This is a genomic window from Mycobacterium sp. 3519A (assembly GCF_900240945.1).
GTDB lineage: Bacteria > Actinomycetota > Actinomycetes > Mycobacteriales > Mycobacteriaceae > Mycobacterium.
Genome location: NZ_OESG01000012.1, coordinates 474,481 through 497,981 on the forward strand (window position 1 = coordinate 474,481; position 23,501 = coordinate 497,981).

Sequence of the window (23,501 nt, forward strand, 5' to 3'; positions counted from 1 at the left end):
TCATCCTGCGCTGGCCTGCGTGGCCGGCTCGTACTCGCCGATGGCCTCCACCTTCCCCGCCGACGCGCTCTGCGGATCGAACTCGTATGCCAACCATTCGCGGGCCAGCCGCCTCGCGAGTTCCAGGCCGATGACGCGTTGTCCGAAGCACAGCACCTGCGCGTTGTTCGACAGCACCGACCGCTCGACGGAGAAGCTGTCGTGCGCGGTGACGGCGCGGATGCCGGGCACCTTGTTGGCGCTGATCGCGACGCCTAAACCGGTCCCGCACACCAACAGTGCCCGGTCCGCGTTGCCTTCGGCCACGACGCGCGCCGCCGCGACCGCGACATGCGGGTATGCGGTGTTGTCGTCTGCGCCGACACCGACATCGATGACTTCGGCGACGCGGTGGTCGGCGAGCAGGTCGCCCTTGAGGGCTTCCTTGTATTCGTATCCGGCGTCGTCGGCGCCGACCACGATCCGCAAACCTGCGGAGTGTTCTGTCATGTCAGGGTTTCTCCTTTGGAGGTCAGGGTGAAGCAGTCGGCGACGGTGACGGCGCACATGGCAAGTGAGATGGCCCCCGCGTCCGGTGTTCCGACGCTGCGGTCGGCGAGCGGCCTTGCCCTGCCGATCTTCGGTCGCATGTCCGCCGTGCCGCGCGCGGCATCGGTCGCGACGTCCGCGGCCGCCGCCCACGCCTGCTGCCACGGTGTGCCGTCGCCGACGCGTCGCTCGAGATCTTCGACGAACGGCAGTAGCGCGTCGAGCATCGTCTTGTCTCCCGGTGCCGCGCCGCCGAGTTGGATCAGCGCGTCGTAGCCGGCCCGCACGCCAGCCGCGATGGTGCGACCGTCCGGTCTTCCGGTGTCGCCCAACCGCGTTCCGAACGCCTTGAGCAGTGCGCCCCACAACACGCCGGACGTGCCGCCCGCCCTGGCCGCCCACTGTTCGCCCGCGACCGTAAGGACCGAACCCTGTCCTGCGCCTGCGTCGACAGCGCTCAGGGCCGCGTCGCGTGCCGCGGTCGCCCCTCTGACCATGCCGCGGCCGTGGTCGCCGTCGCCTGCCACCGCGTCCAGGCGGCCGAGTTCCTCTTCCGCTGCGGTCAGCGTCTCCGCCATCGCCTCCAACGCCCGCGCCACCAACCTGCCGCCCGCGCGGCCGTCGCTGTCCGACAGCGACGCCAAATCCGGTGTGGTCGTGGCGGTTTCAACGGTGCTGCTGTCGGTTCGCCGCTCCCCTGCTGCCGCCCAGACGTCGGCGGCCCCCTTCTTGTAGGCGGGCGTGTCAGCGGGCGCCTTCCAGTAGCGTTCGAGTTCGTCGTCGAGCCACATCACGGTCAGCGAGCACCCGGCCATGTCGAGGCTGGTCACCAGTTCCCCCACCTCGGGCTCGACCAGCTGATAACCGCGATCACGAAGGAGTCGGGCGACCTCACCCCACACCACGAACAGTTCTTCGTATTTCGTGCGGCCGAGTCCGTTGAGTATCACCGCAATTCGACGAGACGTGGCGTCCTCGTTGTCGCCGAGCACGCCGTCGACCAGGGTGGCGGCCAGCCCGGCCGCGGTCGGCATGTCCCGTTCCTCGACGCCGGGTTCGCCGTGGATGCCGAGCCCCAGCCCCATCTTGCCATCCGGCACGGTGAACAGCGGGTGATCCGCGCCGGGCAGGGTGCAGCCGTCGAACGCCACCCCAAGCGTGCGGGTCGCGGCGTTCGCCTTCTCGGCAACCCGGATCACGCCGGCCAGGTCGAGTCCTTCTTCGGCCGCCGCACACGCGGCCTTGAACACCGTGACATCACCGGCGATACCGCGGCGCTTGCTCTCCTCCCCCTTCGGTGCGCTGGCGACGTCGTCGGTCACCGCGAAGTAGTGCGCGTCGATCCCTTCGTCGCGCAACTGTGTGGCAGCGAGGCTGAAGTTCAACACGTCGCCGGCGTAGTTCCCAGTCGTCAACAACACGCCCGCATCGCCGTGGGCCGCGCGCGCCACCGAGACGGCCTCCTCGGTCGACGGTGAACTGAACACGTTGCCGACCACAGCGCCGTCGGCGAATCCGGGTCCGACCGTTCCGCAGAACGCCGGATAGTGCCCTGACCCGCCGCCGATCACCACCGCGACCTTGCCCGGCCTGGTCTGGTGTGCGCGCACCACGCCGCCGGGCACGCCGCTCACGTATTTGGCGTAGGCGTCGAGGAACCCGACCAGCATGTCGTCGCTGAAGCGGGCCGGGTCGTTGAAAAGCTTCGTCATCGCAGGCGCTCTCCGGTCTCGGCGTCGAACAGGTAGACGCGTTCGGGTGGTGCGGTGACCACCACGCGCTGTTCGGGTTCATACGATTCGGACGCCGGGGTCTGCACGATGATTCCTTCCTCCATGCCTGCGACGGTGCTGGTCGCCAGTCCGAACTCCAGCAGGTGTTCGAAGTACGCGACGGTGGCGGTGATCCCCTTCTCGGCAGCCGGATTCAGCGCGCAGTCCTGCGGGCGGATACCCACCGTGACGCGGGTACCGTCGGCCACCTCTTTGGCAGTCGTCTCCAAACCGCCTGTGCCTGAGCCGACCTCGACTCGCACCCGGCCGTTGTCGACCTTCGCCACCCCGCGCAGCACGTTGATCTGTGGTTCACCGACGAACTGTGCGACGAACAGATTCGCCGGGTCGTCGAACACCTCGTCGGGGGTGCCGAACTGTTGCACGACGCCCGCATCCATCACCGCGAGGCGGTCCGCGAGCGACAGCGCCTCGACCTGGTCGTGGGTGACGACGATGGTGGTGTAGCCGAATTCGCGCTGCAGCACCTTCAGTTCGCGCCGCACCCGCTGCCGCGCCGACGCGTCGAGGTGCGACAGGGGCTCGTCGAGCAGCAGCACGGGTGGGTTGCGCACCAGCGCGCGAGCCAGCGCGACGCGCTGCTTCTGACCGCTCGACAGCCCGGCAGGGCGCAGTTCGAGCATGTCGTCCATCTCCAGCCTGCGACTGATCGAGGCGACCATCTGCTCGGCGCCCTTCACCTTCCTGGCCTTGAGGCCGTACAGCAGGTTCTCCCGCACCGACAGCGGCGGGTACAGCGCGTAGCTCTCGAAACCGACGCCGATACCGCGTTTGGCGGCCGGAAGGCCGGACACCTCCCGCTCGCCGATGCGGATGGAACCGCTTGTCACGGTTTCCAATCCGGCGATCATCCGCAGCGTGGTGGTCTTGCCGCAGCCCGACGGCCCGAGCAGGGCGACCAACTCGCCGGCTTCGATGGCCAGGTTGATGCCCTTGACCGCGGTCACGCTTTCCCGTCCGCGCGACGCGTACGTCTTCACCAGGTCGGTCAGCGTGAGGCTTTGTGCGGTGCCGGTGCTGGGCTTCTCGAGGGTGGCGGTCATTGTGCTACCTCCAGCGTGTCGTTCGCGTTCAGCCGTGGACTGTCTCCCTCGCCGGCGGCGAACACGTGCACGTCCGGATCGGCGACGCTCAACCCGACGTGCGCCCCTTCGCCGACACCTTCGCGGCCGGAGGCCAACACGATCACCTGCGTGCCCGCGACGTCGACGGTGAGTTCGATGTTGCGGCCCAACCGTTCGGCCAGCACCACGCGTCCGCGGATCGCGGCCGAGTCCGGATCGGCGACGTGAACATCGCAGGGTCGCAGGCCCACCCGAACCCGATCACCCCTGTCGCAGCGAACGCCGTCGGGCACCGGCACGTCGAACGATCCGTCGCCCAACCGGATTCGATGGTCGTCGACGACTCCGTCGAGGAGGTTGATCTCCGGCTGGCCCAACGCGCGCGCGACGAAGGTGTCCGCAGGCCGACGCCAGATCTCCTCGGGGCTACCGATCTGGATCAGCTTGCCCGCACGCATGACCGCGATGCGGTCGCCGAGCGCGAGCGCCTCCTGATAGTCGTGGGTGACGTAGAGCGTGGTGGTGTTCGACATCGCGCCGAGCTGTTTGAGTTCGGCCCGCATCGACGCCCGCAGCTTGGCGTCGAGGTGGCTGAGCGGCTCGTCGAGCAGGTAGATGTCGGCGGGTCGCACCAGCACCCGGCCCAACGCCACCCGCTGCCGCTGACCGTTGGACAGCTCGCGCGGAAAACGCTTGAGCAGGTGGTTGATTCCCAGCGTCGTGGTCACCTGGTCGATGCGCTCGGTGCGTTGCCGCTCGGTGTACTTGCCGGTGCGACCGGACTTCAGCGGTGAGGCGAGGTTCTCGCTGACGGTCTTCTGCGGATACAGCGCATAGCTCTCGAACGCCATCGCGACGTTGCGGTGGTACGGCTCGACGCGTGTCACGTCGGTGCCGCCGATGGCGACCGTGCCGCCGTCGACGTCGATCAGACCCGCGACCGACTTCAGCGTCGTGGTCTTACCGGCGCCGCTCGGGCCGAGGATGACGAAGAATTCGCCGTTGTCGATGTCGACCGATATGCCGTCGACGGCTTTCGTCTTGCCGTACGACTTGTGCAGATCGGTGATGCGCACCGTTGCCATCAGGCTTTCACCGCCCCGAACGACAGGCCCCGTACCAGGTAGCGCTGAATGGTCAGCGCCAGGATCAGGGGCGGGAGTGCGGCGATGATCGCCGCCGCGGCGGTCAGGTTGTAGTAGGCCTGCCCACCGCCACCGAGGAACTTCGTGATGGCGACCGTGACGGTGGCGGCGTTGGTGTCGGCCAGGATCAACGGGAACACGTAGTTGTTCCACGCGAAGATGAAGGCCAGCAGCGCCGCGGCGGCGATGCCCGGCCGCACGATCGGCAGCGCAACCATCAGGAACGCTCGCGTCCTGGTGTAGCCGTCGAGCAGCGCGGCCTGCTCGAGATCCTCCGGCAGATCCTGGAAATACGATCGCAGGATCCACACCACCAGCGGCATCGTGACCAGTTGCAGCACCCAGATCATGCCGACCTTGGTGTCGAACAATCCGATCTGGTTGTAGATCACGAACAGCGGCACGATCACCATCAGCTCCGGCGCGAACCGGAAGGACAGCATCTGGAACATCAGGTCCTCGCTGCCGCGGTAGCGCCACCGGCCCGCGGCGTAGGCCGCCGGAATGCCGATCACCAGCGAAACGATTACCGCGCCACCGCAATTGATGAGGCTGGTGATCAGCGACGCCTTGAAGTCGACGCTGGTCAGCTGGGTGCCTTTGTCGCTCACCACGGTCGCGAAGTTGGACCAGGTGGGGCTGAACTGAAAGTAGGTCGTGGTCTGCTGCTCGTCATTCTTCAACGCCAGCAACAACATCCAGGCGATCGGAAACAGCGAGAAGAGGAACCAGAAGACCAACCCGACGTCCGCGACGGCGGCGCCGATGGAGAAGCGCTTCTGGCCGGGCAATAGTTCCTGTTTGGCCATGGTCTACGACTCCGCTCCGGCAGCACGTCGCTGCGCCTTGCCGAGCACGCTCACCAGGTAGCGCGCGGTGATGAACACGATGATCCACAGCAGCAGCATGTAGGTGCTGCCGCGGGAGTAGTCGAGGTTGATGATCGAGTCCTCGAACGCGCCGATCTGCAGCGTGCGCGTCGCCACCCCGGGTCCACCTGCGGTCAGCACGTAGATGTGGTCGAACACCTTCAGGTTGTCCATGAACCGGAAGATCACCGCCACCAGGATGTAAGGCCACAGCATCGGCAGCATCAGCTTGCGGAACATGTAGAACCAGCTGGCGCCATCGACCTCGGAGGCTTCGAACGGCTCCCTGGGCAGCGACCGGATACCGGCCAGCACCAGGATGGCCACGAACGGGGTGAATATCCAGGTGTCGACCAGGATCACCGACATCAGCGCGGTGCGGCCGGACAGCCAGTCGAAGGTACTTCCCAGTCCGAGAACGTGATTCAGAACGCCGAACTGCGGGTTGAACATCAGCTTCCAGATCACGCCCGCGATCACCGGCGCGATCATCAGCGGAACGATCAGCACCTTCTCGAAAACCCGCCCGATGGTGCTGGACCGGTTGAGCAGCAACGCCAACCCGACGCCGAGCACCGTCTCGATCGCGGTGGCCGCGACCGCGAAAATGCCGGTCACTTTCACGCTCTGCCAGAAGACCTGGTCGCCCAGTACCGATTTGAAGTTGTCGAACCAGACGAAGTGCGGGTTGGGATTGACCGCCGCGTAGTTGAGGAACGCGTAGTAGGCGCCCAGCACGAACGGGTAGAGGATGCCGATGACGATCACCAGCGCCGGGATCGACAGCAGGTAGGGCCGCAGTCTGCGACGCCACTGCGGGACCTCGGGCAGCACTCGGCGCGCGGTGGTGTCGGGTTGCTCGGGAGCGGACTGGGAGACCTTGGATGTCTGAGTTGTCATGGTGCGCCGGACTCCTACAGATTGACCTTGGAGGTGTTGGTCTTGGCGAGGCTGCGCAGCCGCGACGCGGTATCTGCACCGCCGTAGATGTCTTGCAGCGCGACCGCCCAGTTCTGAGTGGTGTCGAAGAACTTCTTCTGCGGGGTGAACTGGATCTTCGACGATCCGATCACGGTCTCGAACGCCTCGAGGTAGCCGAACTGGTCGGCGGCCACGCGCTTGAACGTCGTGTCGAACACCGACTTGCGGACCGGGTCGGCGTACGTGCCGCCTTCGACGGCCTTGTTCAACGAGTCCTTGCCTGTCGCCCACTGGATGAACAGCCAGGCGGGCAACTTGTTGCGGGAGTTGGCGCTCATCGCCCAACTCCACGTCCAGAGGTTGGTCTTGTAGTTGCCATCCGGACCGGCCGGACCCGGATACCAGCCCAGGTTGCCTGCCAGGGCGCTGGCGCCCGGCTTGTTCTTCGGGTAGGTCGCGCTGTCGGCGTCGTACACCATCATCGCCGTGCCGTCGCCGAGATCGCCCGTGGCGTTCGGGTAGTCATAGGAGGTCCACGAGGTCGGCCCCGCCTTGTGCTGCATCTCGATCCACTTCTTGGTGAAGTCGATCGCCTTGTCGCTGTCCATCTGGGCGACCAGGTCGGAGCCGTTGAACGTGTAGTCCACTGCCCCTTCGCGCACATATTGCGTCATGAAGCCGGGATGGATGGTGGCCCACGACTTCGACCCGCGGGTGGCGATGCCGTAGCGGTTCTGTGAGCGGTCGGTGAGGTCGACCGCCAGTTGGATGAAGTCGTCGAACCGGTCCGGCAACTTCTTGATGCCGCGCTGGTCGAAGTACTTCTTGTTGTAGGCCACCACGTTGTTCTCGAATCCCCATGGAATCGCCCACTGCCCACCGGTGCCCAACGGGTTGCCGGTGGTGAAGTCCCATCGCGTCGAAGTACGTAGACCTTCGAAGATGTCCTCGAAGTCGTAGTCGGGTCCGGTGGCCGACGAGTTCTGCAACCAGGGGTCCAGGTTCTCGATCCATCCGGCAGGCCCGTACTGCCAGATGAAGTAGGCGCCGAGCATGAACGCGTCGTGTTTGCCGCTGCCGCCGGCCAATTCGGTGTTGAGCTTGGTGAAGTAGTCGGCCTCCGGCACCAGGTCGACGTTGACGTTGATCCCGGTGAGTTCGGTGAACTCCTTCAGCAGCGGCTGGTAGGACTTCTGGTAGGGGTGCGGGGTCTGCAGGATGTTGATCGTCGACCCGGCGGCCTTCTTCCAGTCGAATCCGCCGGTGACCTCCCCAGCCCCGTTGGGCGCGTTGGTCTTTCCTCCGACGCCGCATGCCGACAGCACCGGCAGGCTCACCGCCGCCATGCCGGCAAGGCCCATGGCCGCCAGCATGTCGCGGCGCGACAGTTCTCGACTCATTTCTCGTCCTTCGCTTCGGCGCGATCGATCAGGCCGGAATCAGCGAGACCTTCACCGACTCCTTGCCGCTGGCGACCAGGTCGAGGCCCTTCTGGAAATCGGTGAGCGGAAACTGGTGTGTGCAGATCTTGTCCATCGGCAGTACGCCGGACTCGATCATCTTGATCGCGGCTGGCCAGCAGTACGGGCCGAGGTGCGCGCCGAGCACGTCGAGTTCCTTGTCGTCGCTGATGATGCTCCAGTCGACCGAGGCCTCGCTGCCGAAGACGCCGTACTCGACGTAGCGGCCGAGCTTGCGTAACACGTTGAGCCCCTGGGAAACCGCGGAGGGATGACCGGTTCCCTCGAGGTACACGTCGGCGCCGTAACCGTCGGTGAGGTCCTTGATCACGCTGACGGGATCCTGCTCGGCGATGTTGATCGTGAGGTCGGCGCCGCAGGCCTTGGCCAGGTCGAGCTTCTCCGGGGCCATGTCCAGTGCGATGACCCGCATCGGGTTCTTGGCCTTGGCGCCGGCGACCATACCGAGGCCGATCGGTCCGCAACCCGCCACCACGACGGTGTCCTCGAAGGTGATCTGCGCGCGCTCGACGGCGTGCAGTGAGCACGACAACGGTTCGGCGAATGCCGCGTGGTGTGCGGGAATGTCACCAGAAACCTTGTGCACCAACGCTTCCGCCGGATACACCATGTAGCTCGCCATCGCTCCGGGGGTGCGCCGCTTGAATCCGTAGAGGTCGTGCGGTTGGCACATGTGGTACTGCCCGCGCTTGCAGAACCGGCATTCCCAGCACGGCACGATCTGCTCGGAGACCACCCGGTCGCCGACGGTGATCCCCCACCGCGCGGCGGCGGCGTCGTCGAGTGCGACTACCCGCCCGGCGAACTCGTGACCGGGAATCACCATGGTCTCGGCCCAGGCCGGACGATTCTCGTCACCCCAGAACTTCGCCGCGCCGTGATAGCACTTCAGGTCGCTGGCGCAGATGCCGACGGCCTCGACCTTGATCAGGGCTTCGCCGGGGCCGACGGTGGGCACCGCCACCTCCTCGAGGCGATAGTCGTGCGGCCCGTGGCAGACCACGGCCTGCATCTTCTCGGGGACTTGGTCGGACATCTGCAACTCCTTCGATGTCGGTGAACCGGCCGATCACAGCGCGATATCGCTGTGGTTGCAGTCACACTAAAGCAGCTGGTGCACAAATGTCCAGAACAGATGTTCATAGAAATTTCGCCCCGAACACATGTGCAGTGTCATACTCGTCACGTGCCAGGGCCCGCGCACTCCACCCAACCGGACGGCGTCGACACCGCCGTCTCCGAAGTCGACGCCGGACATTTCCAACCGTCGTTGCTGTATGCGGCCGCCAAGCTCTACTACACCGAAGAGGCCACCCAGGCCGAGGTCGCCGCACAACTGGGCACCAGCCGAGCCACCGTCAGCCGGCTACTCGCCGAGGCGAAGCGACGCGGCATCGTGCGCATCGAAGTGGTGCCGCCCGAAGAGGTCGCGACCAGCGATGTTGCCGATCGGCTAGTCCGTGCGCTGTCGCTGACCACGGTGTATCTCAGCCATCCGCTGCCCGCGCCAGGTGCGGGCCGCACGATCGTCGACGTGATGGGCGCCGCGCTGGCACCCGCCGTCGGCCGGGCGCTTGCGGCCGCCGGACTTTTGCCGGGTGACGTGCTGCTGGTGTCGTCGGGCCGCACCGTCTACGAAGTGGCACAGTACGAACTGGCATCGCTGCCAGGCGTGCTGGTGGCGCCGACGGTCGGCGGCAACGACCAGCCCGAGGAGTGGTACCAGACCAACGAGATCACCCGCCGGGTCGCCAACCGGGTGGGCGGTCGGCCGAACTATCTGTTCGCGCCCGCCTTGCCGGGTCCGGACCTGTACCCGTCGCTGTTGAAGGATCCGAGCATCCAGCGGGTGCTGCATCTGTGGCCGCGCGCCCGGTGCGCGCTGATGGGCGTCGGCGCGCCACCTCTGATGCGTTCGGACATTCCCCGTTTCGTACCAACGGATTCCACGTCGCTGCGCTCGGCCGTCGGCGACGTCTGCTCGCGGTTCTTCGACCGTGCCGGTGACGAGGTCGACTTCGAGGGCCGCGAACGCCTGATCGCCGTCGAACTCGAGGCTCTGCGCCACGTCCCGGTCACCATCGCGGTGGCGGTCGGTCAGGAGAAGGTCGACTCCATCGTCGCGGGGGCGCGCGGCGGCTATTTCAACCAGTTGGTGACCGATCCGGTGACCGCGGCGGCCATTCTGGCCAGCGTGGAGGCCGCCGACCAGCCTGCGAAAGGTGAAGCGTGACAACGATGACCGAACGGCGCTACGCGGGCGTCCTGCGCCTCGACGGCAAGCGCGCCCTGATCACCGGCGCCACCAAGGGCATCGGCGCCGACATCGCGAAGGCGTTCGCGTCGGCAGGCGCCCGCGTGGTGCTCAGTGGCCGCGACGAAGACGAGTTGGCCGCCGCGAAGACCGCTCTGACCGCCGAATTCGACGCCGAAGTGCGTACTGCCGCGGTGGATCTGGCTCATCCCGACGGCGCCGCACAGCTGGCGCAGGTTGCCCACGACGCGTTCGGCGGCCTCGACGTCCTGGTGAACAATGCCGGCATCTCCCATCCGCAATCGGTGCTGCAGACGGATCCGGCGGTGTTCGATGCGACGATCGCGGTGAACTTGCGGGCCCCTGCGCTGCTGGCTTCGGCGGTCGGCGCTGCCATGGTCGAACAGGGCACCGGGGGATCCATCATCACCGTGGCGTCGGCGGCGGCGTTGGCTCCGCTACCGGACCACTACGCGTACTGCGCTTCCAAGGCCGGGCTCGTGATGGCGACCAAGGTCCTGGCGCGCGAACTGGGCCCGTACGGCATCCGCGCCAACTCGGTGTGCCCGACCGTGGTCCTCACCGAGATGGGCCAACGGGTTTGGGGCGAAGAGGCCAAGGCCGCGCCCATGCTCGCTCGAATCCCGTTGGGACGCTTCGCCGTACCGCAGGAGGTGTCCGACGCGGTGGTATGGCTGGCCTCCGACGCGGCCAGCATGATCAACGGCGTCGACATTCCCGTCGACGGCGGCTACACGATGGGCTGATGCTAGGCCGGACCGGGTTCGGCGAGCCTGTGCACCTGGTCGCGGGTTGCCGGGTACAACTCACGCCACGTCGCGTACAGGCCTTCGTAGAGTTCGTGGTTGCGCGCGTCCGGTTTGATCTCGCGGGCGATTTTCGCCCAATCGGTGTCGGGTTCCACCAGGCCGACGCCGATGCCCGCCAGCAAGGCGTCGCCGTAGCTGGCACCGATGGCCTGCTCGGGTACGAGTTGCGGGCGTCCGGTGATGTCGCTGACCGCCTGCGCCCAGACCGGGCTGCGTAGTCCGCCGCCGACGGCCACGGTCCGCAACGCGCTGTGCGCGTCGTCGAAACGCTCGAGGATCTGCCGGATGCCGAACGAAATCCCTTCGTAGGCAGCTCGGAACAGATGTCCGCGGCCGTGGCGCAAGGTCAGGCCGGCAACGACGCCGCGGGCGCGCGGGTCGAAGACCGGCGTCCGCTCGCCCGCCAGGTACGGCAGCACCAGCAGCCCTTCGCTGCCCGGTGGCACCCGCTGCGCCTCCGCGGTCAGGTCCTCGAACGACGGTTCGCCCGTGACCTTTTGCAGCCACGCGATCAGACTGCCCGCCGTGGATGTGCCTGCGGCCAGTGCCAAGCTGTTGTGATCGACGCCCGTCGTCGTCCACAGCGTCGGGTCGCTGTGGTACTCGTCGATGATCTGCACCAGAAACATCGTCGAGCCGTACATCAGCATCTGATCCCCTGGCTGCCGGACGCCGACCGAGAACGCCTCGGAGTAGGCGTCGACCGTGCCAGCAGACACCGGGGTGCCGACAGGGACTCCCGTCGCCTCGGCGGCCGCCGCGGTGACGAACCCGACCACGTCGCTCGGCCACACCAACCGTGGCAGCGGCAACGGCCCGCAAATGCGTTGCGCCCAGTCGTGATTCCAGTCGAACCCGCGTGTGGCATACAGCGGGTCGCACTGGCTGGCGGTGTGGTGATCCATCACGTATTCGCCGGTCAGCTTGGCGGCGATGTAGGAGTTGGAGCCGTACCATCCGGCGGCCCTGTCGAACACGTCGGGTTCGTGGCGCCGGACCCACTCCAGTTTCGGGCCGACGGCCTGACTCGACAGCAGGGTGCCTGCGCGGTCCAGGATGTTCTGCTCGCCGAGTTCGGCGGTCAACGACTCGATCTCCGCTGTGGCCCTGGTGTCGATGCCGTAGAGGATCGCGGGCCGCAGTGGTCGCAGGTCGGCGTCGCAGAGAACGAGGCACGGCCCGACGCCGCTGACACACATTCCGGCGAGCGACGCGCCGCCGGGCATCTGTGCCATCAGCGAAGTGCTGATGGCGCACACCTCGCGCCACCACAAACCCTCGGCATCCACCTCCGCCCACCCGGGCCGCGGCAGATCCATCGTGTGGGGAATCGCCTCCGACGCCACGATCGAACCGGTGGTGTCCACCAGGACACCCTTCGTGCTCCCGGTTCCGATGTCGATTCCGAGTAGCAAGTCCACGCGACAACCCTACGTGGTCGTCAGGCACGTCACAGTGCGCCGCGGGGAATCGAAGCCGTGCGATCCGCAGCGAATGGTTACCGCATTGCCCGGTGTCAGACAATCCGTGCGTTGTCTGCCTCGACCGTCATATCGCGGTTTGCCTCGAGCAGCTTCAGCCACACCTCACTGATCGTGGGGAAGCACGGCACGGCGTGCCACAGCCTGGCCATCGGAACCCGCGCGGCGACGGCGACGGTCGCCGAGTGCAGAAGTTCCGAGATACCGGGACCGACGAAGGTGACGCCCAGCAGATGGTCGCCGTCGACATCGACGACCATGCGCGCCCGGCCGGTGTACCCGTCGGCGAAAAAGTTTGCCCCCGGCACGGTTTCACCGATGTTGACGTCGACGACACGCACCCGGTAACCGGCGTGCTCCGCGTCCTTGGCGGTCAGACCGACAGCGGCGGCCTCGGGGTCGGTGAAGAACACCTGAGGTACCGCGTGCGAATCGGCGGTCGCCACGTGCGCGCTCCACGGGGTCCGATCCAGCCCCGCGCCCGCGGCAGACGCGGCGATCGCGTTTCCTGCTATCCGGGCCTGGTACTTGCCCTGATGGGTGAGCAGCGCGCGATGGTTGACGTCACCGAGCGCATACAGCCAGTCGTTGTGGGCGCCGGTCACCCGGCAGGTGTCGTCGACGTCCAGCCAGGAACCCGGCGCGAGACCCACTGTCTGCAGACCGATGTCGAACGTGTTCGGGGTGCGGCCGATGGCGAAGAGCACCTCGTCGACGCGCAATTCGTCGTCGTTGTCGAGCGTCACGGTCACCTCGCCGGCACCGCCGGGGCGGCGCAGTTCAGCGACCGCCACCCCGGTACGCACGTCGACGCCTGCATGCCGAAGTCCGTCTGCGACCAACTCACCGACGAAGGGTTCCATGCGGGGCAACAAGTCACGGGAGCGCGACAACAGGGTGACTTGCGAGCCGAGACCGTGCCAGGCGGTGGCCATTTCGACGCCGACACCGCCTGCGCCGACGACAGCCAGGCGCGGCGGCACCGCACTGCTGTCGGTGGCTTTGCGGTTGGTCCACGGGCGCGCTTCGGCGATGCCCGGGATATCGGGCAGGGTGGCGGTGCTGCCGGTGCAGATCGCGACGGCGTGCCTCGCGGTCAGCACGACCGTCTCGTCGTCGGCGGTTTCCACGGCGACGCGTCGCGGTCCGTGCAGTCGCCCGTGTCCGCGAATCAGGTCGGCGCCGATCTCCTTGACCCAGGTCGCCTGTCCGGTGTCGTCCCACTGCGTGACGTAGCGATCGCGACGACCGAATACCCCCTGTGTTCGAACCGGGCCGGTAACGGCTTCGCGGGCGCCGTCGACCTTGCGGGCGTCTGCGACGGCGAGGACCGGGCGCAGCAGAGCCTTACTCGGAATGCAGCCCCAGTACGAGCATTCGCCGCCGACGAGTTCACGCTCGACTACCGCGACGGTCAGGCCCGCGGCGCGGGCGCGGGCCGCGACGTTCTGGCCGACCGGCCCTGCACCCAACACGATCACGTCGTAGGAGTCCGACGGTGTGTCCATGATCGATCCCTTCCATTGTTGGCCCACCGAATACCTGAACGCCTCCCGTCCTCGAAAAGAAGACGGCCCGCGATTGCGATCCGCGATCACAGGCATAAGCCGGCCGCATGGCAGCGTCGTATTGGGACATTCAACCCACTAATCTGGGCCGTATAACCCATTTTGTCCAGACCGCGAATCCGATCAATCGGTCTCGCATTGTTCACAGATGCTGAACAATCACCGGTGATGGACACCCGTCGCCTGCAACTGCTGCTGTCGCTGTCGCGGCTCGGTTCCATGCGAGCCGTCGCCGAGACACACCACCTGACCACGTCCAGCGTGTCGCAGCAGATCGCCGCCCTGGCAAAGGAAACCGGGGCGCAACTCATCGAACCCGCGGGACGGCGCGTGCGACTCACCCCCGCCGGGCAGCGCCTCGCCGAGCACGCGGTGACGATTCTGGCTGCCGTCGACAGCGCCCGCCTCGACCTCGACCCGGATGCCGATCCCGCCGGAACGGTCCGGGTGGGTGGATTCGCGACCGGAATCCGGCTTTCGCTGCTGCCGATCGTCGCCGAACTCGCCGAGGAGTTTCCGAAGGTGCAGTTCGTGATCAGCGAGTACGAGCCCATCGAGGCGTTCGCACTGTTGACCGACGACGACCTGGATCTCGCGCTGACCTATGACTACAACCTCGCTCCGGCGTCGCCAAGCCCGGTGCTGGAAACGGTTGCGCTGTGGTCCGTCCCGTGGGGTCTCGGCGTTCCGGCAGACTCTGCGGACGGACCAGCGGATATCGCCGAGTACTCGGATCGGACGTGGATCGTGAACTCCCGCAACACCGCCGACGAAGATGCGGTGCGGACGCTGGCGTCGCTCGCCGGATTCGTCCCGCGTATCGGGCACGAAATCGACAGTCTGGAATTGGTCGAGGATTTGATCGTCGCCGGCTTCGGCGTCGGGCTGCTACCCGTCGGCAGGCCGACGTCGGCAGGCGTCAAAGTGCTACCGCTGGCCGAACCCCAGGTGGTCCTGACCGCCTATGCGGTCACCCGTCGCGGCCGCGCGACGTGGCCACCGCTGCGCACCGTCCTCGACCGGATGCGCCAGCGGTCCGGCACCGAACTGCCGCAACCGAAATGGCCGCGCCCCGTCCCCGAAACGAGCAGGGCTAAACGCGCGTCTCCCTGACGGCCTCGACGTCCCCACGCCGAACATCGACGGTGAACCGCTTCGGTCCCCAGCCCGTGGCAAGTGAGAAGTAAACCTTCTTGGGTTTGCCGAGGACGGTGGTGGACTGGACCGTCCCGACGGACCCGGCCGGGACCTCGGGGACATTCATGCCCTCGATCCGTCGGCGGGCGATGATCGAATCTCCTTTGCGATAGCGCAATTCAGTTACCCCCAAGGCTCCGAGTGCTTGACAGCTCGCAGAACTATGTTGGCAATTTCGGCTGTTCCAACGCAACCGAATTGTGGCGGACGGGTGTCCGAACGGCCAGCATGCCGGCAAGGCCGAGGGCCAGCACCACGCAGATTCCGCCCATGCCCGCGCGGTCCGTGTCGAAGACGTCGATGAACGTCGAAAACAACCATGGCGCAAGAAAAGACACCGCCCGACCGGTCGTGGTGAACAGGCCGAAAGCCACGCCTTCCTTACCGTCGGCCGAGATCCGCAGCATCAACGTGCGCGCCGACGCCTGGATCGGCCCGATGAACAGGCACAGCAACAGACCGCACACCCAGAACGCCGCGGGTCCCGAGAGCGCCATCAAGGTGAGTGCAACGACGAGCATCGCGAACAACGATCCGACGATCACCGACTTCGACCCCAGTCGGTCGTCGAGCAGGCCGCCGGCCACCGCACCGACGGCGGCGATCACGCTGGCGCCGATGCCGAACAACAGCACGTTGGCCGCCGAGACCCCGTACACCTTGACACCGAGCACCGCGCCGAATGTCGCGACGCCGGTGATCCCGTCGCGGAACACCGCGCTGGCAAGCAGGTAGTAGACGACGTTGCGGTCGCGCCGCCACTCGCTGACGATCTCCGTCCACAGCGTCCGGTATGCGCCGAGAAACCCGACCGACTCCCGTCGCTCCCCCACCGGTATCGGCGGCACGGCAACGAACACCGGAAGCGCGAACACCGCGAACCAGACGGCCGCCAGCAGGACCGCCGCTCGCACGTTCTGCCCGTCGGCGCCAGGCAACCCCAGGAGCCCGTGCACGTCGCCGTCACCGGAGATGAAGCCGAAGTACACGATCAGCAGCAGCAGGACACTGCCGAAAAACCCCATCCCCAAACCGAATCCGGAGACCCGCCCGGCGCTCTCCGTGGTCGACACCTGCCGCAGCATCGCGTTGTACGGGACGGTCGCCAGGTCATTGCACGCCGCGGTGCAGGCCAGCAGGATCAGGCCGGGTAACAGGTAGTGGTAATCGTCGCGGATCAGACTCATCGCCGCCGTCAGCAGCACCGCCGCACCGGTCAGCATGGCCAGCACGCGGCGCCGCCGCCACGGTGCGTCGACCCACACCCCGGTGACAGGCGCCAACACGGCCACCACCACGCCTGCGACGGCCAACGCCCGCCCGAGCCAACTGGCAGCACTGGTGTGCCCCGGCAGATCCTGGCCGACGCTGCTGGTCAGATAGACGGAGAAGACGAACGTCACCACGATCGCGTTCACGCCGGTCGCGCCGAAGTCCCACAGCGCCCAGGACGCTTGCGACCACCGGCGACTCATGACCGCCCACCATATACAGGCAGTCGGCTGGGTCTCAGGCCGCCTTGTAGCGACGGACCGTGCGCTTGCGGGTGTCGGTCGACCACAGCGTGGCGCAGTTCGGGCACTGCAGGTGCACCACCGTCGCCTGACTGCTCAGCAGGTATTGCCAGTGCGACGCACAGTTCCTGGCGCTCTGGCACTCGACACAGTCCGCGCCCTGATCGCAGTTCGGGCAGGGCAGCCACGCGCGGCGGCACCGGTTGGCGGTCGGATCAATCGGTAACACGGTTGGCCGTCCGATCAGGCAGCACGCCGGAAGCGACGAGTTCGTCGTAGATCCGCTGCTGCTCATCGTCGAGATCGGAGTACAGCATGTCGTAGGCCTTCTCCTGGACGGCCAGTACGGCGACCGGGTCCCAGTCGTCGCCGATCGCTTCGAGCACCGCGGCGCGCCGTCGACCCTCGTCAAGGGTGAGGTCGTAGGAGAAGTCCAAATCGCGCATTGCGGCCAGAGTTCCCGACGATCGTTAGCCCGAGCAATGATCTAGGTCACGTTGGGGACTTGAGCTACATCACAGCGCGCTATCGCCCGAGCGTCAGCGGTTGCGCGGCGAGATACTGGTCGATCACACTCGGCGTCGGGTCGGCAACGTAGGACGCCGCCGACTGCGCCGACCACTCGGGCGGCGAATCCTGTTGCGAGACAACCCATGCCGCCTGTCTGGCCGCACCGATCGCGACGTACTCGGCAGGCGTCGGCACGTATACCGGTGCGCCCAGCACCGCAGGCGCGATACGGCGCACCGCTTCTGAACGCGCTCCCCCGCCGATCAAGATGATGCGCTGGGCGTCGACACCCTGGGCGGCGATCTTGTCGATGCAGTACGCCATAGAGGCCAGCAGCCCCTCAACCGCGGCACGAGCTACGTTGGCGGGCAACAGATTACGGGTCGTCACGCCGTGCAGCGCGCCTGCCGCATTGGGTAGGTTCGGCGACCGTTCGCCTTCCAGGTAAGGCACCAGGGTCAGTCCTTCGGCACCGGCGGGGGCCGACAGCGCCAGCTTGTCGAGTTGATCGAAGTCGACGCCGAGCATCTTCGTCACCGCCGCCAGCACCGGCGCCCCGTTGAGGGTGCACACCAGCGGTAGCTGACGTCCGGTGGCGTCGGCGAATCCGGCGACGATGCCCTCGGGATCATGTGGCGCGGCCTCGCCCACCGCGCTGACCACCCCCGACGTGCCGAGCGAGACGATGCAGTCGCCGGTTGCGGCGCCGAGGCCCAGTGCCGCCGCGGCGTTGTCACCGGCGCCGGGACCCAGGACGGCTCCGGACCGGGTCTGGCCGGCAGACTCCCTCGGGCCGAGCACAGTGGGTAGCGTGGGCCGCCGCCCGCGCGTCGCCAACTCGAGCAGATCGGGTTGATAGCTGTCGGTTTCCGAGGAGAAGTATCCGGTGCCGCTCGCATCGCTGCGATCGGTGCGCAGCGTGGTGATGTCCGTCGAACCGCTCAACCGCCACGTCAGCCAGTCGTGCGGCAGGCACACCGCCGCCGTCATGTCCGCGTGCGCGGGTTCGTGGTCGGCCAGCCAGCGCAGCTTCGTCGCGGTGATGGCGGCCACTGGGACCACGCCGATTCGTTTCGCCCACTCGCCGGGTCCGCCGAGTTCGTCGACGAGCGCGGCCGCCGCGTCGCTGGATCGAACGTCGTTCCACAACAACGCATCCCGGACGACAGCGCCGTCACCGTCCAGGCACACCATGCCGTGCTGTTGGGCGCCTACCGAGATTGCCGCGACGTCGTCGAGGCCGCCGACGGCGGTGATGCTCGCCTCCAACGCCGCCCACCACAGCTGCGGATCGACCTCGGTGCCGTCGGGATGCGGCGACGACGCGGACCGCACGATCTCACCGGTATCCGCATCGCAGACAACCACCTTGCAGGACTGGGTGGACGAGTCGATTCCCGCAACGAAAGCCACGCCTGCGAAGCTACTACGGTGCGACGGCTTCTTGTCACCATCCTCGCGGTCGTGGCCGCGGTGCTACCGACGCCCGTCGCGCAGGCCGATGACGACGCGGCGGCCAGGATCGCCGCAGCGGATTCCTACCTGAGCACCCGGCCCGGCACCGTCGGCTACGTGTTGCGCGACCGCACGACGGGGGCGGTGTATCGCAACGCGCACGCCACCGATTCGGTGTGGACGGCGTCGACCATCAAGCTCGCGATGGTGGTCGACCTGCTCACCCGGCAGCGCGCAGGCGCGATCACCCTGACGGACAGCGACAACCGTCTGATCGCGGCGATGCTCCACTCGTCCGACGACGACGCCGCCGACACGTTGTGGGCGCGGTACAGCGGAGCGGATCACCAGGCCTTCAACAACGACTTCCCGTCCTACGGAATGACCGGCCTTCGGCCGCAACGCGGCTACAGCAATACCTATCCCTACTGGGGTTTCCAGAAGGCCACCCCGGACGATCTCGATCGACTGATCAACTACACGCTGACCCGGTTGGATCCGGCCGACACCGCGAGCATCGTCACCCAACTTCAGCACGTCGACGCCGATCAGCAGTGGGGTGTATGGGGCGCCGGACCGGCGATGGCACCCGGCAACAAGGACGGCTGGTCCCTGGAGGACACCGGTTGGGTGATCAACACGGTGGGATTCGCCGGGCCGGGCCAGCGGTACACGCTTGCGGTGATGAACGACCTCGGCGGAGCGGGCGGCTACGCCGACGGCGTCGCCACCACGACGCATCTTGCGCAACTGCTGCTCGCAGGCCGATGAGTTGACCGCGCCTGCGGTCAGCAGCGCCTACCTCCGACTGTTTCCCGAAGGAACAACAATCGGCCGACTGCGACCGGCGCAACCCGCCGTTCGGCGTAACCGCAGCACCCCGGACTGTCACACTTACTTGGTGTCGGACATCGAGCATCCGGAGGCCCAGAAATGGGATCGGGATCGCGACGAGACGGAAGCGCAACGGCTGGACCGGAATTGGTCGAGTCTGCTGCAAGAACTGCGCGTCGCGCAGACCGGTGTCCAGTTGCTCACCGGCTTCCTTCTGACGCTGCCGTTCCAGCAACGGTTCACCCAACTCGACGACGTCATGCGCAGCGTCTACCTGGTCACCGTCGCGTGTTCGATAGGCGCCACCGTGTTGCTCGTCGCACCCGTGAGCATGCATCGACTGTTGTTCCGCAGGCACCGCCTCGACACGTTGGTCTCGGCCGCGCACACCTACGCGATGGTGGGTCTGGTTTTGCTGGGGGTAGCGCTCGCCGGCGTGGCGGTCGTCATCTTCGACGCGGTGCTGGGCGCGATCGAGGCGTGGGTGGCCGGAGCGGCGACCTTGGTGGCGTTGGCCGTGTTCTGGTACGCCATGCCGATGCTCGGTCGACGCGACCGGAAGAACCGCTACTGACGTTTGCGTCACGGGGGGCCGGGGAACCCAGGGCACATGTTGATCCGACGAATCGCGCGCCCCATGCTGTCGGCGGTTTTCATCAGCCGCGGCATCGATGCCCTTCGCAGCCCCAAACCCGCGGCAGATGCGGCCCGTCCCACCCTCGAGGGCCTGAGCAAGCTGCCGGATCCGGTAGGCACCAACGTCCCGTCCAACGCCGAGACGGTGGCCCGCGTCAACGCCGCGGTGCAGATCGGCGGCGGCCTGTTGCTCGCCAGCGGCAAGCTGCCGCGCCTGGCGTCCGCCGCACTGGCTTTCTCCGTGGTACCGGGAAGCCTTGGCGGGCACACGTTTTGGAGCGAATCTGACCCGCAGCGCAAAGCCGACGAGCGGCGGGCGTTTTTGACCGACGTCAGCTTGATCGGCGGGCTGATCATCGCCGCGCTGGACACCGAAGGCAGACCGTCCCTTGGCTGGCGAGGACGTCGCGCGGCACACAAGGTCACCGAGGCGGTGGGCGCGGCACTGCCGGTCGGCGCGGCAGCCGGTGGGACGCTGACAGATAGCGCCTTCGCCGAGAAGGTCGGACACGGCCTCCAGGTCGGGGCGGAACGCGGCCGCGAGTTGGCGCACGTCGCCCGTGAACGCGGCGCCGAGTGGGCGGAGATCGCCCGTGAACGCGCACCGGTCGTCGTCGAAGCGGCGCGTGAGCGGGGCGCGGAATGGGCCGAAATCGCCCGCGACCGCGCGCCGGTGCTTGCCGAGGCGGCCCGTGAACGCGGAGCGGAGTTGGCCGACATCGCCCGAGACCGCGCGCCCGAACTCGCCGAAACCGCGCGTGAGCGCGCGAATGAGTTGGCCGGGACCGCTAAGGCTCAGGCCAAGCAGCAGCGCCGCCGCTGGAGCTGATGTCCCGAATCACGTTGCGCGCCAATTTGCCATCATCTGTGCACGTGAGCGGTACATTTGCCGCATGACAAGCGGTGAGTATCAACCTCAACCCGGACAGTACGGCGAACCCGGCGGTTATTCGCAACCCGTTGGCCAAGAACCCGGTGGCCTGGTTCCGCGTTTCGTGGCGCGCTTCATCGACGGCATCATCGTCAACGTCGTCGCGATCGTGATCGCCATCGCCATCGGCTCGCTGAACAATTACTGGGTGACCGGCCTGTTCTCCGGTCTGCTGATGTTCCTCTACTTCTTGGTGTTCGAATCCAGCCAGGGCTGGACGCCCGGCAAGAAGCTGCTCGGCTTGAGCGTGCGCGGGCCCGGCGGCGCCGCCAAACCGGATCTGCAGCAGGCCGCGATCCGAAACGTCTGGACGCTGTTGAACATCGTGCCGTTCATCGGCGGTCTGCTGACCCTGATCGCGGTCATCGTTATTGCGGTGACCATCAACGGCAGCCCGACCAAGCAGGGCAAGCACGACGAGCTCGCCGGCGGCACCCAGGTGGTCAAAGGCTAGCGGCCGCCGTCAGATAAATATCCCGAGCACCAACACCAGCACGAGGCCTGCGACCGACAGCACGGTCTCCATGATCGACCACGACTTGATCGTCTGGCCCACGGTCATTCCGAAGAACTCCTTGACCAACCAGAAGCCGGCGTCGTTCACGTGCGAGAAGAACAGCGAGCCCGCACCGACCGCCAGCACCACCAAGGAGACCTGGCCGGTGCTCATGCCTTCGACCAGTCCGAGCATCAACGACGACGCGGTGATGGTGGCCACCGTGGCGGAACCCGTTGCGAGGCGGATCAATACGGCCAGCACCCAGGCCAGCAGGATGGCGGATATGTTCGCGCCCTTGGCCCAGTCGGCGAGCAGTGTGCCGATGCCGCTGTCCACCAGGACCTGCTTGAAGCCGCCACCTGCCGCGACGATCAGGATGATGCCCGCCACCGGCGGCAGTGACGTCTCGAGGCATTTGACGATCTGATCGCGTGTCATCGCCGCGCCACGGCCCAACGTGAAGATGCCGACGACCACCGCGATCAGCAGCGCCATCAGTGGGCGGCCGAGGATGTCGAAGATCTGCCGCAGCAGGTTGGTCTCGTCGTCGATGAAGATGTCGGCCAACGCCTTACCCATCATCAGTCCGACCGGTAGCAGCACGGAGAACAACGTGATGCCGAAGCTCGGCCGTTGCCGCTCGACGCGGGTGGCCGTCTTCGTCGTCGCGGCCTCCCCCTCGGCGACGTCCGCCGCGGTGACCACCGAGCCTGTACCGTTGCCGCGCGCGAAATCGTCGGCGTCGAACCGGTCGGGGACGTCGAGGACCACCCAGCGACCGGCCAGCCTGCCGAACAACGGACCCGCGACGATCACCGTCGGGATCGCGACCAGCACACCCAACGCCAGCGTGATGCCGAGATCGGCCTTCAACAGGTCGATGGCGGTCAGCGGGCCCGGGTGCGGCGGAACCAACCCGTGCATGGCGGAAAGGCCTGCCAGCGCGGGGATTCCGACCGTGATCAACGACAGTTGGGAGCGTCGTGCCACCAGGTAGATGACGGGCATCAGCAGCACCAGGCCGATCTCGAAGAACATCGGCAGCCCGATGATGGCGCCTACCAACGCCATTGCCCACGGCAGCGCCCGCGGCGACGCGTGCCCGACGATGGTGTCGACGATTTCGTCGGCGCCACCGGAGTCCGCGAGCAGCTTGGCGAACATGGCACCGAGCGCGATCAGGATGCCCACCCCGGCGGCGGTGGTTCCGAAGCCGTCGCCGAACGAGTCGAGCACGTCGCCGACGTTCTCCCCGGCGACGATGCCCACGGTCAGCGCGCCGAAGATCAGCGCGAGGAACGGGTGCATCTTGGTGATCGTGATCAGCACGACGATGAGCGCGATGCCCGCGACCGCGGCCAGCACCAGTTGCCAACCGGCCGCGACCGGTTCCGGTAGCTCGGTATCGGCCGCCAAAACAGTGAGTGCGGGATTCATCAGTTCTCCTGTTCCGTTGTGCGCGCGACGGATAACGCGACGTAGTTGTCGATGATGGAGTCGATGTTCTGGTCGACGTCGATGACGACGCCGTGTTCGTCGGGGGCCAGCGGCTCGAGCGTGGCGAATTGGGACGCCATCAACGATGCGGGCATGAAGTGTCCGGGCCTGCTGGCCTGGCGCCTACCGATGACCTCGGGTGTGCCGGACAGATGCAGGAATTCGACGTCGGGGCAATGGCGGCGCAACTGGTCGCGGTACTTGCGTTTGAGAGCCGAACAGCTCATCACCCCGCCGTCGCGGCAATGCCCGGCGAGCCAGTTTCCGATCGCTTCGAGCCACGGGTAGCGGTCGTCGTCGTCGAGCGGTTCACCGGCCGTCATCTTCGCGATGTTGGCGGCCGGATGAAAGTCGTCGGCGTCCGCGAACGGGACCCGCAGGCGCTGCGCCAACGCCGCGCCGACGGTCGACTTCCCGGAGCCGGAAACGCCCATGACGACGATTGGTGACGCCATTCTCTCCACCTACCCAGTTGTGCTTGACGTCACACAGCA

The 23,501-nt window shown here is 66.8% G+C and carries 24 protein-coding genes; 7 read left to right on the forward strand and 17 right to left on the reverse strand.

Annotation, left to right across the window (positions count from 1 at the left end):
• Genes C1A30_RS04530 through eltD form a run of 8 tightly spaced genes read right to left on the reverse strand, consistent with a single transcriptional unit; the run spans nucleotide 1 to nucleotide 8,837 of the window.
• Nucleotides 1–489 carry a ribose-5-phosphate isomerase gene (locus C1A30_RS04530; protein WP_067801549.1) on the reverse strand — a complete coding sequence of 163 codons (489 nt, stop codon included), beginning with the start codon at nucleotides 487–489 and terminating at the stop codon, nucleotides 1–3.
• Nucleotides 486–2,240 (reverse strand): D-erythrulose 4-kinase, encoded by a 1,755-nt coding sequence (gene derK / locus C1A30_RS04535; protein WP_101947048.1) that lies wholly within the window; start codon nucleotides 2,238–2,240, stop codon nucleotides 486–488. The genes C1A30_RS04530 and derK overlap by 4 nt, the downstream gene beginning before the upstream one ends.
• Nucleotides 2,237–3,364: an ABC transporter ATP-binding protein gene (locus C1A30_RS04540; protein ID WP_101947049.1), complete on the reverse strand. Its 1,128-nt coding sequence runs from the start codon at nucleotides 3,362–3,364 to the stop codon at nucleotides 2,237–2,239. The genes derK and C1A30_RS04540 overlap by 4 nt, the downstream gene beginning before the upstream one ends.
• A complete protein-coding gene (locus tag C1A30_RS04545) occupies nucleotides 3,361–4,470 on the reverse strand; it encodes an ABC transporter ATP-binding protein (protein ID WP_101947050.1) in 1,110 nt (369 codons plus the stop codon). Before C1A30_RS04545 ends, C1A30_RS04540 begins: the two co-directional genes overlap by 4 nt.
• A complete protein-coding gene (locus tag C1A30_RS04550; RefSeq protein ID WP_101947051.1) occupies nucleotides 4,470–5,339 on the reverse strand; it encodes a carbohydrate ABC transporter permease in 870 nt (289 codons plus the stop codon). The genes C1A30_RS04545 and C1A30_RS04550 overlap by 1 nt, the downstream gene beginning before the upstream one ends.
• Before the next feature lie 3 nt (nucleotides 5,340–5,342).
• Nucleotides 5,343–6,299: a carbohydrate ABC transporter permease gene (locus C1A30_RS04555; RefSeq protein ID WP_101947052.1), complete on the reverse strand. Its 957-nt coding sequence runs from the start codon at nucleotides 6,297–6,299 to the stop codon at nucleotides 5,343–5,345.
• A gap of 14 nt (nucleotides 6,300–6,313) precedes the next feature.
• Nucleotides 6,314–7,720, reverse strand: a complete 1,407-nt coding sequence (locus C1A30_RS04560) for an extracellular solute-binding protein (protein ID WP_101947053.1) — start codon at nucleotides 7,718–7,720, stop codon at nucleotides 6,314–6,316.
• Nucleotides 7,721–7,748: 28 nt separating this feature from the next.
• On the reverse strand, nucleotides 7,749–8,837 hold the full coding sequence (gene eltD, locus C1A30_RS04565; protein WP_101947054.1) for an erythritol/L-threitol dehyrogenase: 1,089 nt from the start codon (nucleotides 8,835–8,837) through the stop codon (nucleotides 7,749–7,751).
• 150 nt (nucleotides 8,838–8,987) lie between these two features.
• Between eltD and C1A30_RS04570 the strand changes: the two genes are divergently transcribed.
• Nucleotides 8,988–10,034, forward strand: a complete 1,047-nt coding sequence (locus tag C1A30_RS04570) for a sugar-binding transcriptional regulator (protein ID WP_235009648.1) — start codon at nucleotides 8,988–8,990, stop codon at nucleotides 10,032–10,034.
• 5 nt (nucleotides 10,035–10,039) lie between these two features.
• Nucleotides 10,040–10,822, forward strand: a complete 783-nt coding sequence (locus tag C1A30_RS04575; RefSeq protein ID WP_101947055.1) for an SDR family NAD(P)-dependent oxidoreductase — start codon at nucleotides 10,040–10,042, stop codon at nucleotides 10,820–10,822.
• 2 nt (nucleotides 10,823–10,824) lie between these two features.
• Here the strand turns inward: C1A30_RS04575 and C1A30_RS04580 are convergent, their stop codons facing one another.
• Together C1A30_RS04580 and C1A30_RS04585 are read right to left on the reverse strand one after the other, a co-directional pair.
• The gene (locus C1A30_RS04580; protein ID WP_101947056.1) at nucleotides 10,825–12,306 is read right to left on the reverse strand and encodes an FGGY-family carbohydrate kinase; all 1,482 of its coding nucleotides are present in this window, start codon (nucleotides 12,304–12,306) and stop codon (nucleotides 10,825–10,827) included.
• A 95-nt stretch (nucleotides 12,307–12,401) separates the two neighbouring features.
• Nucleotides 12,402–13,874 carry an NAD(P)/FAD-dependent oxidoreductase gene (locus C1A30_RS04585; RefSeq protein WP_101947057.1) on the reverse strand — a complete coding sequence of 491 codons (1,473 nt, stop codon included), beginning with the start codon at nucleotides 13,872–13,874 and terminating at the stop codon, nucleotides 12,402–12,404.
• Nucleotides 13,875–14,102: 228 nt separating this feature from the next.
• Between C1A30_RS04585 and C1A30_RS04590 the strand changes: the two genes are divergently transcribed.
• Nucleotides 14,103–15,047 (forward strand): LysR family transcriptional regulator, encoded by a 945-nt coding sequence (locus C1A30_RS04590; protein ID WP_101947058.1) that lies wholly within the window; start codon nucleotides 14,103–14,105, stop codon nucleotides 15,045–15,047.
• Here C1A30_RS04590 and C1A30_RS35545 read toward each other — a convergent pair.
• From C1A30_RS35545 to xylB, 5 genes are all read right to left on the reverse strand, one after another.
• Nucleotides 15,028–15,198 (reverse strand): hypothetical protein, encoded by a 171-nt coding sequence (locus tag C1A30_RS35545; protein WP_160112692.1) that lies wholly within the window; start codon nucleotides 15,196–15,198, stop codon nucleotides 15,028–15,030. The genes C1A30_RS04590 and C1A30_RS35545 overlap by 20 nt on opposite strands.
• A gap of 94 nt (nucleotides 15,199–15,292) precedes the next feature.
• Nucleotides 15,293–16,606: an MFS transporter gene (locus tag C1A30_RS04595; RefSeq protein WP_101947059.1), complete on the reverse strand. Its 1,314-nt coding sequence runs from the start codon at nucleotides 16,604–16,606 to the stop codon at nucleotides 15,293–15,295.
• Nucleotides 16,607–16,640: 34 nt separating this feature from the next.
• Entirely contained in the window at nucleotides 16,641–16,874 is a 234-nt protein-coding gene (locus C1A30_RS04600; protein ID WP_101947060.1) for a hypothetical protein, read from the reverse strand.
• Nucleotides 16,861–17,091, reverse strand: a complete 231-nt coding sequence (locus C1A30_RS04605; RefSeq protein ID WP_369974093.1) for a DUF6400 family protein — start codon at nucleotides 17,089–17,091, stop codon at nucleotides 16,861–16,863. Before C1A30_RS04605 ends, C1A30_RS04600 begins: the two co-directional genes overlap by 14 nt.
• A gap of 79 nt (nucleotides 17,092–17,170) precedes the next feature.
• Entirely contained in the window at nucleotides 17,171–18,568 is a 1,398-nt protein-coding gene (xylB, locus tag C1A30_RS04610; RefSeq protein ID WP_101947062.1) for a xylulokinase, read from the reverse strand.
• A gap of 51 nt (nucleotides 18,569–18,619) precedes the next feature.
• Here xylB and C1A30_RS04615 point away from each other — a divergent pair, with 51 nt between their 5' ends.
• The 4 genes from C1A30_RS04615 (at nucleotide 18,620) to C1A30_RS04630 (ending at nucleotide 21,465) form a co-directional block, all read left to right on the forward strand.
• On the forward strand, nucleotides 18,620–19,381 hold the full coding sequence (locus C1A30_RS04615; protein WP_101947636.1) for a tat pathway signal sequence: 762 nt from the start codon (nucleotides 18,620–18,622) through the stop codon (nucleotides 19,379–19,381).
• A 127-nt stretch (nucleotides 19,382–19,508) separates the two neighbouring features.
• Entirely contained in the window at nucleotides 19,509–20,018 is a 510-nt protein-coding gene (locus C1A30_RS04620) for a DUF6328 family protein (protein WP_200828194.1), read from the forward strand.
• A 36-nt stretch (nucleotides 20,019–20,054) separates the two neighbouring features.
• On the forward strand, nucleotides 20,055–20,909 hold the full coding sequence (locus tag C1A30_RS04625; RefSeq protein WP_101947063.1) for a DoxX family membrane protein: 855 nt from the start codon (nucleotides 20,055–20,057) through the stop codon (nucleotides 20,907–20,909).
• A 64-nt stretch (nucleotides 20,910–20,973) separates the two neighbouring features.
• On the forward strand, nucleotides 20,974–21,465 hold the full coding sequence (locus C1A30_RS04630) for an RDD family protein (RefSeq protein ID WP_101947064.1): 492 nt from the start codon (nucleotides 20,974–20,976) through the stop codon (nucleotides 21,463–21,465).
• 9 nt (nucleotides 21,466–21,474) lie between these two features.
• Here C1A30_RS04630 and C1A30_RS04635 read toward each other — a convergent pair whose 3' ends face one another.
• Nucleotides 21,475–22,947: a GntP family permease gene (locus C1A30_RS04635; protein ID WP_101947065.1), complete on the reverse strand. Its 1,473-nt coding sequence runs from the start codon at nucleotides 22,945–22,947 to the stop codon at nucleotides 21,475–21,477.
• Nucleotides 22,947–23,462 (reverse strand): gluconokinase, encoded by a 516-nt coding sequence (locus C1A30_RS04640; protein ID WP_101947066.1) that lies wholly within the window; start codon nucleotides 23,460–23,462, stop codon nucleotides 22,947–22,949. The genes C1A30_RS04635 and C1A30_RS04640 overlap by 1 nt, the downstream gene beginning before the upstream one ends.
• Nucleotides 23,463–23,501 lie beyond the last annotated feature (39 nt).